Raw genomic sequence first — 12,139 nt, 5'->3', positions numbered from 1 at the left:
TGGAGAAAGAAGCATGAGCAACTGGTTGGTAGACAAACTGATCCCTTCGATCATGCGTTCCGAGGTGAAGAAAAGCTCGGTGCCTGAAGGTCTGTGGCACAAATGTCCATCCTGCGAAGCGGTGCTTTACCGCCCCGAGCTGGAAAAGACCCTGGACGTTTGCCCCAAGTGCAACCACCACATGCGCATCGGCGCGCGTGCCCGTATCGATATTTTCCTCGACGCCGAAGGCCGCGTTGAACTGGGCGCCGAACTGGAGCCCGTGGACCGCCTGAAATTCCGCGACGGCAAGAAATACAAGGACCGCCTGACCGCCGCCCAGAAACAGACCGGCGAAAAAGATGCGCTGGTGTCCATGAGCGGTACCCTGCTGGGCATGCCGGTGGTGGTGTCGGCGTTCGAGTTCTCCTTCATGGGCGGTTCCATGGGCGCGATCGTCGGCGAGCGCTTCGTTCGCGCGGCCAACCATGCCCTGGAAAACCGTTGCCCGATGATCTGCTTCGCCGCCTCCGGCGGTGCGCGGATGCAGGAAGCGCTGATCTCGCTGATGCAAATGGCCAAGACCTCCGCGGTGCTGGCGCGTCTGCGTGAAGAAGGCATTCCGTTTATTTCGGTACTGACCGACCCGGTCTACGGCGGCGTCTCCGCCAGCCTGGCGATGCTCGGTGACGTGATCGTCGGTGAGCCGAAAGCGCTGATCGGCTTTGCCGGCCCTCGCGTGATCGAACAGACCGTGCGGGAAAAACTGCCGGAAGGTTTCCAGCGCAGTGAATTCCTGCTTGAGCACGGCGCCATCGACATGATCATCCACCGTCAGGAACTGCGCCCGCGCCTGGGCAACCTGCTGGCGCAACTGATGGGCCTGCCGACGCCGAAGTTCGTCGCCACGCCGATCGAGCCGATCGTGGTTCCGCCGGTGCCTGCAGGCCTATGACCCAACGTACCCTGGGCGACTGGCTTGCCTACCTTGAGCAGTTGCATCCATCCGCCATCGACATGGGGTTGGAGCGCTCGCAAGCGGTAGCGTCCCGCATGGGACTGGCCAGGCCGGCGCCCCGGGTCATCACGGTTACCGGCACCAATGGCAAGGGTTCGACCTGCGCCTTCCTGGCTTCGCTGTTGCGGGGCCAGGGCCTGAGTGTCGGTGTCTACAGTTCGCCGCACCTGCTGCGCTACAACGAGCGGGTGCAGGTCAATGGCATCGAAGCCTCTGATGCCGAGCTGTGCGAAGCCTTCGCGGCGGTGGAAGCCGGGCGGGGCGAGACTTCCCTGACGTATTTCGAAATGGGCACGCTGGCGGCGTTCTGGTTGTTCGCCCGTGCCGGCCTGGACGCCGTCGTGCTGGAAGTCGGCCTGGGCGGGCGGTTGGACGCGGTCAACCTGGTGGATGCGGACATCGCGCTGGTCACCAGTATCGGCGTGGACCATGCCGATTACCTGGGCGATACCCGCGAATCCGTGGCCTTCGAGAAGGCCGGCATCTTCCGCCCGGGCGCGCCTGCGCTGTGTGGCGACCTTGACCCACCGCAGCCCTTGCTCGACAAGGTTCGCGAGCTTGATTGCCGATTTTTTCTGCGTGGGCGGGATTTCGACCTGGCCATGACCGAGCAGCACTGGCAATGGCGCGGCAGTGACGCCAAGGGCAATCCGGTGGAACTGCACGACCTGCCGCTCCTGGACCTGCCGATGGAAAACGCTGCGCTGGCGCTTCAGGCCTATTTGCTCGCGGATCTGCCGTGGGACGCGGGACGGATTGTCCAGGCGTTGCAGGCGACTCGCGTCGTCGGTCGTCTTGATCGTCGTTCGTTCGATTGGCAAGGCAAGCGTCTCAACCTGCTGCTCGATGTCGGCCACAACCCTCATGCCGCCCAGTACCTGGCGGAGCGCCTGGCGCGGCGGCCGGTGGCAGGCAAGCGCCTGGCGGTGTTCGGGCTGTTGTCCGACAAGGACCTCGATGGCGTGGTCGATGCCTTGGATGGTACTGTCCAGCACTGGGCCGTCGCTCCGCTGGATTCGCCGCGTTCTCGTCCGGCCAGCGAGTTGCAGGCAGCCTTGCAGGGTCGTGGCGCTTCGGTCGATGCTTACGCCAGTGTGGCCGACGCGCTGGAAGGGCAGTGCGCCCTGGCGACGGCCGACGACGAGATTCTGTTGTTCGGATCATTTTTTTGCGTAGCCGAGGCCCTTCAATGGTTGGCCCGGCGCTCCTCGGAGGAAGCTGCAGATGGCATTGCTGGATAAGGCGTACAAGCAGCGCATGGTCGGGGCCCTGGTGTTGGTGGCCCTGGCGGTGATCTTCCTGCCGATGCTGTTTTCCCGTCAGGACGAGCAGCGCCAGGTCACGGTTGATGCACCCGCCGCGCCCCAGGCGCCCGCCGTGCCGCCGGTGCAGGTCGAACCGGTGGCGGTGCCCGAGCCGCAAGCATTGCCTCAGGAACCTGTTCCGAGTGACGAGGAACTGGCCCAGGAACCTGCCGCGCCGTCTGCGCCCATTGCGCCCGCGCCGACCGCACCGGCTCCGGCCACGCCGAGCAAACCGGCTGCCGCGCCGACGCCTGTTCCAGCAGCGCCGGCAGTCAAGCCAGCCCCGACCCAGCCGATCACGGCGGCACCGAAACCGGATACCACGCAAAGCCGCGTCGATGCCAATGGCCTGTCGGTCAGTTGGTCGGTGCAACTGGCCAGCCTGACCAGCCGCGAAAGCGCGGAAAAACTGCAGAAGAACCTGCGCAGCCAGGGTTACAACGCCTATATCCGTTCCGCCGATGGCAAGAATCGGGTGTTTGTCGGTCCGCTGATCGAGCGTGCCGAGGCTGACCGCCTGCGCGACTTGCTCAATCGCCAGCAAAACCTCAAGGGTTTCGTGGTGCGCTTCCAGCCGGAGCGTGGTTGAACGCCATTTGGCTGATTTGAATCACGCAGCTTACCGACAGCCCTGCGCTCTGCTAAAATGCGCCGCCTTATCCGTCTGTAGGCTGCACCGTGCCATTTACCTGGGTTGATTGGGCGATCGTTGCAATCGTCGCCATCTCTGCATTGATCAGTCTGAGTCGCGGCTTCGTCAAGGAAGCGCTCTCGCTGCTGACCTGGATCATTGCGGGAGTCGTGGCCTGGATGTTTGGTGGCTCGCTGTCCCAGTACCTCGCCGGATACATCGAAACACCGTCGGCCCGCGTCATCGCGGGCTGTGCCATCTTGTTTATCGCCACCTTGCTGGTTGGCGCAATGATCAATTATCTGATCGGCGAACTGATTCGCGTCACCGGGCTTTCCGGGACGGACCGGTTCCTGGGCATGGCCTTCGGCGCGGCGCGTGGCGCATTGCTGGTGGTCGTGGCCGTCGGGCTGTTGAGCCTGGGGCCGGTACAGCAGGATACGTGGTGGCAGGAGTCCCGGCTCGTGCCACAATTTCTTTTGGTCGCAGACTGGTCCAAGAACCTGATCCTGGGTTGGAGCAGTCAGTGGCTTGCCAGCGGTATCAGCGTACCCGCTGAAATACCGTTCAAGGAACAGCTCTTGCCGATGGCCAAAACGCCGCAGTGAGTGTTGTTCAGTTCAGATCCATTAAGTAGGGGTTGCGTCGCATGTGTGGCATCGTCGGTATCGTCGGTAAGTCGAACGTCAATCAGGCGCTGTATGACGCGCTAACCGTGCTCCAGCACCGCGGCCAGGACGCTGCCGGTATCGTGACCAGCCATGACGGCCGGTTGTTCCTGCGCAAGGACAATGGACTGGTGCGTGACGTGTTTCATCAGCGTCACATGCAGCGCCTGGTCGGCCACATGGGTATCGGCCATGTGCGCTACCCGACAGCAGGCAGCTCGACCTCGGCCGAGGCCCAGCCGTTCTACGTCAACTCGCCGTACGGCATCACCCTGGCGCACAACGGCAACCTGACCAACGTCGAGCAGTTGGCCAAGGAAATCTACGAATCCGATCTGCGCCACGTCAACACCAGTTCCGACTCGGAAGTGATGCTCAACGTGTTCGCCCACGAGCTGGCCCAGCGCGGCAAGCTGCAGCCAACCGAAGAAGACGTGTTCGCCGCCGTGACCGACGTGCATAACCGTTGTGTCGGTGGCTACTCGGTAGTGGCGATGATCACCGGCTACGGCATCGTCGGTTTCCGCGACCCCCATGGCATCCGTCCGATCGTGTTCGGCCAGCGCCACACCGACGAAGGCGTCGAGTACATGATCGCCTCCGAGAGCGTGTCCCTGGACGTGCTCGGCTTCACTCTGATTCGCGACCTGGCACCGGGCGAAGCGGTCTACATCACTGAAGACGGCAAGCTTTTCACTCGCCAGTGCGCGACCAACCCGAGCCTGACCCCGTGCATCTTCGAACACGTCTACCTGGCGCGTCCGGACTCGATCATCGACGGTATCTCGGTCTACAAGGCGCGCCTGCGCATGGGCGAGAAACTGGCCGACAAGATCCTGCGCGAGCGTCCGGACCACGACATCGACGTGGTCATCCCGATCCCGGACACCAGCCGCACCGCGGCCCTGGAGCTGGCGAACCACCTGGGCGTGAAGTTCCGCGAAGGCTTCGTGAAGAACCGCTACATCGGCCGCACCTTCATCATGCCGGGCCAGGCCGCGCGGAAAAAATCCGTACGCCAGAAGCTCAACGCCATCGAGCTGGAATTTCGCGGCAAGAACGTGATGCTGGTGGACGACTCCATCGTGCGCGGCACCACTTGCAAGCAGATCATCCAGATGGCCCGCGAAGCCGGCGCCAAGAATGTGTATTTCTGCTCCGCGGCCCCGGCCGTGCGTTACCCGAACGTCTACGGCATCGACATGCCGAGTGCCCACGAGCTGATCGCTCATAACCGCACGACCCAGGAAGTGGCCGACCTGATCGGCGCCGACTGGTTGATCTACCAGGACCTGCCGGACCTGATCGAAGCGGTCGGTGGCGGCAAGATCAAGATCGAGCAGTTCGATTGCGCGGTATTCGACGGCAAGTACGTTACCGGCGATATCGACGAGGTCTATCTGAACCGGATCGAGAACGCCCGTAATGATGCTTCCAAAGCCAAGACCCAGGCGGTCAGCGCGATCATCGATCTGTACAACAACTGAGTAACGAACCGGCCCCGAGGGGCCGGTTTGCGTTCAAGCGATAGAAGGAGTGGAGCATGAGTCAGGATTGGGATGCCGGTCGGCTGGACAGCGACCTTGAAGGTGTAGCGTTCGATACCCTGGCGGTTCGCGCGGGCCAGCACCGTACACCGGAAGCCGAGCATGGCGATCCGATGTTCTTCACCTCCAGCTACGTCTTCCGCACCGCTGCCGATGCCGCGGCGCGATTTGCCGGTGAAGTGCCGGGCAACGTCTATTCGCGTTACACCAATCCCACCGTGCGGGCTTTCGAGGAGCGCATCGCCGCCCTGGAAGGCGCCGAGCAAGCGGTTGCCACCGCCACCGGCATGGCTGCGATCATGGCCGTGGTCATGAGCCTGTGCAGCGCTGGTGATCATGTACTGGTGTCGCGCAGCGTCTTCGGCTCGACCATCAGCCTGTTCGAAAAGTACTTCAAGCGCTTCGGTGTCGAAGTCGACTACGTACCGCTGGCGGATTTGTCGGGTTGGGATGCGGCAATCAAGGCCAACACCAAACTGTTGTTCGTCGAATCGCCGTCCAACCCGCTCGCCGAGCTGGTGGATATCGCCGCGTTGGCGGAAATAGCCCACGCCAAAGGCGCCATGCTGGTGGTCGACAACTGCTTCTGCACGCCGGCGCTGCAACAGCCGCTCAAGCTGGGCGCGGATGTGGTGGTGCACTCAGCCACCAAGTTCATCGACGGCCAGGGTCGTTGCATGGGCGGCGTTGTCGCCGGTCGTGGCGAGCAGATGAAAGAAGTGGTGGGTTTCCTGCGCACCGCCGGGCCGACCCTCAGCCCGTTCAACGCCTGGATCTTCCTCAAGGGCCTGGAAACCCTCGGTCTGCGGATGAAAGCGCATTGTGCCAACGCTCAGGTCCTGGCCGAGTGGCTGGCACAGCAGGACGGCATCGAGAAAGTCCATTACGCCGGCCTCAAGAGTCATCCGCAACATGAGCTGGCGGCGCGTCAGCAGCGTGGTTTTGGCGCGGTGGTGAGTTTCGAAGTCAAGGGCGGCAAGGAGGGCGCCTGGCGCTTCATCGATGCCACCCGGTTGATTTCCATCACCGCGAACCTGGGTGACAGCAAGACCACTATCACGCACCCAAGCACCACCTCTCACGGACGTCTCTCGCCACAAGAGCGTGAAGCAGCGGGCATCCATGACAGCCTGATCCGCGTCGCGGTCGGCCTGGAAGACGTAGCGGACCTGCAAGCCGACCTGGCCCGCGGGTTGGCGGCCTTGTGATCGAGCTGGCAACGCCGCCGAGCGGTACTCATGGCCGGGTTGCCCTGGTAACGGGCGCGGCACGGGGGATCGGCCTGGGCATTGCCGCCTGGCTGATCTGCGAAGGTTGGCAGGTCGTCTTGACCGACCTGGACCGCCAGCGCGGCTCCAGGGTGGCGAAGGCCCTGGGCGACAATGCCTGGTTCATCGGCATGGACGTGGCGGATGAAGGGCAGGTCGCCACCGGCATCGCCGAAGTGCTCGGGCAGTTCGGCCGGCTCGACGCGCTGGTATGCAACGCGGCCATTGCCGACCCGCACAACATCACCCTGGAAAGCCTCGACCTGGCTCACTGGAACCGGGTCCTGGCGGTGAACCTGGGCGGGCCGATGCTGCTGGCCAAGCATTGCGCGCCTTACCTGCGTGCCCATAACGGCGCCATCGTCAACCTGGCCTCGACCCGCGCCGCGCAATCGGAGCCCGACACCGAGGCGTATGCGGCGAGCAAGGGTGGCCTGCTGGCGCTGACCCATGCCCTGGCGATCAGCCTTGGGCCGGAGATCCGCGTCAACGCCGTCAGCCCCGGCTGGATCGATGCGCGAGACCCCTCGCAACGTCGTGCGCAGCCATTGACCGACGCCGATCATGCCCAGCATCCGGCGGGCAGGGTAGGCACGGTGGAGGACGTGGCGGCGATGGTGGCGTGGCTGTTGTCGCGCAACGCCGGTTTTGTTACCGGGCAGGAGTTTGTCGTGGACGGTGGCATGACCAAGAAAATGATCTACGAGTGAAAGGCTGCCCGCGCGTTGTTTGAACTGTTTTTAAAAAAACTTCAACGCTGCTATTGACTTAGCATCGGTACCTGCGTAAATTTCGCGGCCTCAACGCAGCAAAGGGTGATTAGCTCAGCCGGGAGAGCGTCTGCCTTACAAGCAGAATGTCGGCGGTTCGATCCCGTCATCACCCACCATGTTTCTTGAGAGTCTTGCGAAAGCAAGATGGAAGCTGTCAAAAGCCTCCACCGACGCGCAGCGGTAGTTCAGTCGGTTAGAATACCGGCCTGTCACGCCGGGGGTCGCGGGTTCGAGTCCCGTCCGCTGCGCCATATTTTCCGAAGCAGGTTCGCCTGGTTCGAGATCCAAGCCTTAGGGTTTTGATCAGACGAGTTAACTGGACGCAAGTCCACAGCGATACGCAGCGGTAGTTCAGTCGGTTAGAATACCGGCCTGTCACGCCGGGGGTCGCGGGTTCGAGTCCCGTCCGCTGCGCCATATCTGCTTCGAGGCCCACTGAACGCCTTGAAGCTAAGAAGAAAGCTGTAAAGCTTCTTCCAATCGATAGCAAAGACCCTGGTCGAAAGACCGGGGTTTTTTGTTTCTGGGATTTGAAGATTGGAACAAGCCCCTGTGGCGAGGGAGCTTGCTCCCGCTGGGCTGCAAAGCAGCCCTTCAGTGAAATGTCGAACTCGCCTCAGAACCCCAACCGATCCCGCAACCCGTAATACCAGGCCCCCATCGCCGCAAACGGCGTACGCAACAACTGCCCGCCCGGGAACGGGTAGTGAGGCAGGTCCGCAAACGCATCAAAACGCTCCGCCTGACCTCGCAGTGCCTCGGCCAGGACCTTGCCCGCCAGATGCGTATACGTCACGCCATGGCCACTGCAGCCCTGGGAATAATAAATGTTGTCCCCCAACCGTCCGACCTGCGGAAGACGCGACAGTGTCAGCAGGAAATTTCCGGTCCAGGCGTAATCGATCTTCACATCCTTGAGCTGCGGAAACGCCTTGATCATCTTCGGCCGGATGATCGCTTCGATATTCGCCGGATCCCGCGCGCCGTACACCACGCCGCCACCGAAGATCAGACGCTTGTCGCCTGTCAGCCGGTAGTAATCGAGCAAGTAGTTGCAGTCTTCGACGCAATAATCCTGGGGCAGCAGACGTTGAGCCAGCTCATCGCCCAACGGCTCGGTGGCAACCACCTGCGTACCGCAAGGCATGGACTTGGCCGCCAGCTCAGGCACCAGATTGCCCAGGTAAGCATTACCCGCCACGATAATGAACTTGGCCCTGACCTTGCCCTGCGGGGTATGCACAACCGGACTGGCGCCGCGCTCGATGCGCACCGCCGGCGACTGTTCATAAATCACCCCGCCCAGCGACTCGACCGCTGCCGCTTCGCCCAAGGCCAGGTTGAGTGGATGAATATGCCCGCCGCTCATGTCCAGCATCCCGCCGACATACTCGTCGCAAGCCACCACCTCGCGGATACGCCGCTGATCGAGCAGTTCCAGCCGGGTGTGCCCGAAACGCTCCCATAAACGCTTCTGCGACTCCAGATGGCCCATCTGCTTGGCGGTGAGAGCGGCGAAGACACCGCCGTCCTTCAGATCACACTGAATCTGGTACTTCGCCACCCGCTCACGAATGATCCGGCCACCCTCGAACGCCATGTTGCCCAGCAACTGCGCCTGCTGAGGGCCGACACTGCGTTCGATCACATCAATGTCGCGGCTATAGCTGTTGACGATCTGCCCGCCGTTACGACCCGAGGCGCCAAAGCCGACCCTGGCCGCCTCGACAACCGTGACCTTGAAGCCATGCTCCAGCAGAAACAATGCAGAAGACAACCCCGTATAACCCGCACCGATGACGCAAACATCGGTTTCGACGTCATCCTGCAGGGCAGGGCGCGACGGCGCCGGATTCGCCGATGCGGCGTAATAGGACGCTGGATAGGATGTGTTCGCCATTCTGGAACCTCTGTTTTATATTTTTTACGAATGCGCCGATCCTACCCGAGATAAAAATCCGCCGCCAGCTGGCGCAAAATCTTCGTCGCGTTGGCGCAATTAAATATTTTGCATATTCATAGGGTTAGGTGAAAAAAAGGTGTTGACACCCTTTTGGAATTCCGTAGAATGCCGCCTCACAGCAGGCACGTAGCTCAGTTGGTTAGAGCACCACCTTGACATGGTGGGGGTCGTTGGTTCGAGTCCAATCGCGCCTACCAAACAAAATCCGCTCTGCTGGGCGGTCTAGAAGGGCTCACCGAAAGGTGGGCCCTTTTTTGTTGTCTTGGATTTCATGCAGAACGTTCACAAAATATCGGGTTCGTTCACATCGGCAATGTGAACGCTGGATTAGCGAGCTTTCGTAAGGCGATTTCTCCGTTCATTCCCGCCGAACCACCGTTCATCCTCCTTGTCTTGAGTGTCTTTCGTTGTACCGATACTGTTCATTTGTACAGTATTTGGTGTGATGGCAATGCATGACGATCTGATCGATGACACTGGTTTTGAGCTTGGGCTACCTAGCCGTGAGGAGATGCTTAAGCATCAAGTGGACATACTCTGTTCAGACCTGGAGCTGACACGCCGTAACCTCAGAGCAGCCCACAGGGAGCTTGCAGGGCTGATCGTCGTGTACCGGAGTGCACTAAAGGAGATTGGGACGTTGAAGGCTGAGAACGGAAGGCTGAGGTGGACGCTGAGTGACATCTACCACAGGCAGAGCCAGGAGATGACCAAGAAGATGGGGTATGCCTACGGGGATCACGACAAGAGATGAGATCCGCCCTTTCTTAAGAAACCACTTCTTCTATAGAAAAAGAAAAGGGACGGATTTATTTTTTTGCTCCGGTGTTCTGAGTTCTCATCGAATGGATTCACTTGGAGCTGGCAGCCGCTAGAAAATAAATCTGTTCCCTTTTCCTTCCTTTTCCCTCTTATCAGACTTTTAGTTTCTGATTGGGCCGCCGATACACTCACCACTCATTTTCAAATGGATGTAATCGGATGGTCATGTACTTGCTCCTGTCGGGGCTCGGCTTAATGGTTGCTATGCAGCTGGTCATTTTCTGCGTTGCCATCAAAAATTCGTTACCCCAGGCCATGCTCTGCTTAGTCATACCCTTTTACGTGTATGTCTATGCGAAGAAAGATTCACAAGCGAAGGTGTTCCTCTGGGGTTGGTATTTGGGAGTTGTTTTGCTCACTGCGGGGGTCGTGGCCTCAGCTTGAAGACATCTCAACATATTCATGAGCCTCGGCATTTTCCGGTTTTTTTCGTTTTCGGTTCCACCACACCTTTCGCCCCGAGCTGGAGCGCTGCTGGAGCTGACTTGTTTGACCAGGCCTGCAGCGGCCAACTTTTCCTGATGGAGTTGCGATGGATCCTTCTGACCTCGGCCCAGGCTCAGCTACCTGGCCGGGCGGTACTGGAACCATTTGCTGGGCGGCTTTCTGTGGCTGCGTAAATTTCTTTCAAAGGTAAGTCCGTCCCCTTCTCCACTGCCCCTTTTCCCTATGGTGCGAGTGAATGAGGTGAGGGTGAAGAGATCACAGATGAACTTAAATATGGTCTATCCGCTATACACTCGCTCTTCAGGCCGGTGAGTAGATGGCCGCGTGCCCAGGTATCGACAGAGGATTACGGATGACATCACTTGGCTCCAACGAGGTTTTCATCATCCGGCCGAAGATCGGCATCGGTCGTTTATTCTTTGTTCCACTGCTTCGCCAGACACCTTGGGCGATCACGGCGATCTTTTGTATCAGCTTAGCGACCGGACTGTCGTTACCGGGGAGGGAATGGCCGGGCATCATCCTCGCAAGCCTGGTTGTGATGTGGTGGGTATATCAACTGGGCAGAGATATCAGCGAGCGCGCTCCACTGGCCGTGCAGGCGTCTGGTGTGGCTTTTCTCGGACGGTATCAACTAACGAAACGCACACCGCTTCGAATAGTGCTCAAACCCGACGGCCACCTGGCTGTTTTTAGCAAGTCCTACAGTATTTATGTCGAGTATGAAAACGGGCGTTTGTTAATCGCTCGCCGTGTCGTCGGGAAAAAAGTCAACCAACAGAAACAGCTCGCCAGCGAGCTCGCCGCGTTTCTGGGCTTATTTGCATACGTGGATGATGGCTCTGGAAGACTGAAGAAATTAGCCGGTCAACGGTGAGGTTTCCGCCGCGAGCAAGCAAACGAAGCCCTGTTGAGGCGCATACCCGCATTGTGGGCCAAGCCCTATGAGCTGGCGCTCTGTGAGTGATAACCTGCGAGTTCTTCTTTAAGTGATATTGGATACAGTCATGGAAAGCTGTTTGAGGACGCTCGGAGTTAGCCTCGCTAACAAGATAGTGATCCCCGCCGCTTGGTTATCGGGGTTTGTAACGATAGGACTCGTGTGGGGCATGATACGGTTTTCGCCCGATAAGCTTACAATCGAAGGACGTCAGCTCTTCGGGGCTTCTTTTTCTATCTTTTGTCTCGCCATAGGGTACTTGATATGGCGTAAGCGACGAGCAAAAGCACTTGTGACATCCATCAACCTGAAAGAAGGTCTGAGCCTGGACGGTGCTCGGATGCTCGGCTATCCAAACTCCCTGTTTTTTGTCTTTGACCTGTCCAACAGGAAACTCGCTCAATGCCAAAGTGTCACCGGCGACTATCAAATTCGAGACTTCACGTGGGTAACAGGCTGGCAGTTCGAGTGGCAACAGATTGACAGCAGGGTATCGGGCGGCGTTCTTCAAATAGTCGATGGGGCAGGCATGAGCGTTCCAGCCGACGAAATTCGGCGTAGGTTCATAAAATTCACACTGGTTTTGACGGTTGCCGATACAAATCATCCTCTCTTCCGTTTCCCGATGAGCCGGAGCGCAGCTGAAGGCTGGTGCAGCCGGTGCAATGTTCTTTTCATGTGCTAAACACGAAGCGTCACACCACGAGATAATTCTTTAGAACTCGTGGCAGCGCTGATCGGAAGAAAAGCCCTAGCGGATTGCGCTAGGGCTTTCTTTG

At 59.7% G+C, this 12,139-nt stretch carries 11 protein-coding genes, 4 tRNA genes and 1 pseudogene; 15 read left to right on the top strand and 1 reads right to left on the bottom strand.

Translation table 11 applies throughout. The features are described 5' to 3' along the window. The first annotated feature begins 13 nt into the window (after positions 1-13). The 10 genes from accD (at position 14) to J3P84_RS18105 (ending at position 7,605) form a co-directional block, all read left to right on the top strand. Complete coding sequence (gene accD, locus J3P84_RS18150) at positions 14-934, top strand: acetyl-CoA carboxylase, carboxyltransferase subunit beta (RefSeq protein ID WP_434569208.1); 921 nt, start codon at positions 14-16, stop codon at positions 932-934. Next, positions 931-2,238, top strand: a complete 1,308-nt coding sequence (gene folC / locus J3P84_RS18145; RefSeq protein WP_434624916.1) for a bifunctional tetrahydrofolate synthase/dihydrofolate synthase — start codon at positions 931-933, stop codon at positions 2,236-2,238. The genes accD and folC overlap by 4 nt, the downstream gene beginning before the upstream one ends. After that, positions 2,222-2,890: an SPOR domain-containing protein gene (locus tag J3P84_RS18140; protein ID WP_434603493.1), complete on the top strand. Its 669-nt coding sequence runs from the start codon at positions 2,222-2,224 to the stop codon at positions 2,888-2,890. Before folC ends, J3P84_RS18140 begins: the two co-directional genes overlap by 17 nt. Before the next feature lie 89 nt (positions 2,891-2,979). Beyond that, positions 2,980-3,540 carry a CvpA family protein gene (locus J3P84_RS18135; RefSeq protein WP_039593931.1) on the top strand — a complete coding sequence of 187 codons (561 nt, stop codon included), beginning with the start codon at positions 2,980-2,982 and terminating at the stop codon, positions 3,538-3,540. A gap of 41 nt (positions 3,541-3,581) precedes the next feature. Beyond that, positions 3,582-5,087 carry an amidophosphoribosyltransferase gene (gene purF / locus J3P84_RS18130; protein WP_434569205.1) on the top strand — a complete coding sequence of 502 codons (1,506 nt, stop codon included), beginning with the start codon at positions 3,582-3,584 and terminating at the stop codon, positions 5,085-5,087. 56 nt (positions 5,088-5,143) lie between these two features. Beyond that, a complete protein-coding gene (locus tag J3P84_RS18125) occupies positions 5,144-6,355 on the top strand; it encodes an O-succinylhomoserine sulfhydrylase (protein WP_434624913.1) in 1,212 nt (403 codons plus the stop codon). Then, the gene (locus tag J3P84_RS18120) at positions 6,352-7,125 is read left to right on the top strand and encodes an SDR family oxidoreductase (RefSeq protein ID WP_305495812.1); all 774 of its coding nucleotides are present in this window, start codon (positions 6,352-6,354) and stop codon (positions 7,123-7,125) included. Before J3P84_RS18125 ends, J3P84_RS18120 begins: the two co-directional genes overlap by 4 nt. Positions 7,126-7,228: 103 nt before the next feature. Beyond that, positions 7,229-7,304 (top strand) — tRNA-Val (locus J3P84_RS18115). Between the two features lie 58 nt (positions 7,305-7,362). After that, positions 7,363-7,439, top strand: a tRNA-Asp gene (locus J3P84_RS18110). Between the two features lie 89 nt (positions 7,440-7,528). Beyond that, a tRNA-Asp gene (locus tag J3P84_RS18105) sits at positions 7,529-7,605 on the top strand. A gap of 199 nt (positions 7,606-7,804) precedes the next feature. Here the strand turns inward: J3P84_RS18105 and J3P84_RS18100 are convergent. After that, positions 7,805-9,088, bottom strand: coding sequence for an NAD(P)/FAD-dependent oxidoreductase (locus J3P84_RS18100; protein ID WP_434624910.1), 1,284 nt, complete (start codon positions 9,086-9,088; stop codon positions 7,805-7,807). A 183-nt stretch (positions 9,089-9,271) separates the two neighbouring features. Here J3P84_RS18100 and J3P84_RS18095 point away from each other — a divergent pair. The 5 genes and pseudogenes from J3P84_RS18095 to J3P84_RS18075 all read left to right on the top strand — a co-directional run bounded on the left by J3P84_RS18095 (position 9,272) and on the right by J3P84_RS18075 (position 12,045). Continuing rightward, a tRNA-Val gene (locus J3P84_RS18095) sits at positions 9,272-9,348 on the top strand. A 254-nt stretch (positions 9,349-9,602) separates the two neighbouring features. Beyond that, positions 9,603-9,905, top strand: coding sequence for a hypothetical protein (locus J3P84_RS18090; protein ID WP_434624908.1), 303 nt, complete (start codon positions 9,603-9,605; stop codon positions 9,903-9,905). 600 nt (positions 9,906-10,505) lie between these two features. Further along, positions 10,506-10,606 (top strand): annotated as a pseudogene (locus J3P84_RS18085) (chemotaxis protein); the annotation flags it as partial. A 166-nt stretch (positions 10,607-10,772) separates the two neighbouring features. Continuing rightward, complete coding sequence (locus J3P84_RS18080; protein WP_434624906.1) at positions 10,773-11,297, top strand: hypothetical protein; 525 nt, start codon at positions 10,773-10,775, stop codon at positions 11,295-11,297. 130 nt (positions 11,298-11,427) lie between these two features. Continuing rightward, a complete protein-coding gene (locus tag J3P84_RS18075; protein ID WP_434624905.1) occupies positions 11,428-12,045 on the top strand; it encodes a hypothetical protein in 618 nt (205 codons plus the stop codon). Positions 12,046-12,139: the final 94 nt, after the last annotated feature.

The organism is Pseudomonas sp. Z1-29 (genome assembly GCF_051131995.1).
Lineage (GTDB): Bacteria > Pseudomonadota > Gammaproteobacteria > Pseudomonadales > Pseudomonadaceae > Aquipseudomonas.
The sequence above is the reverse complement of the archived record's forward strand: the minus strand, read 5'-3'. Positions and strand labels throughout refer to the sequence as shown.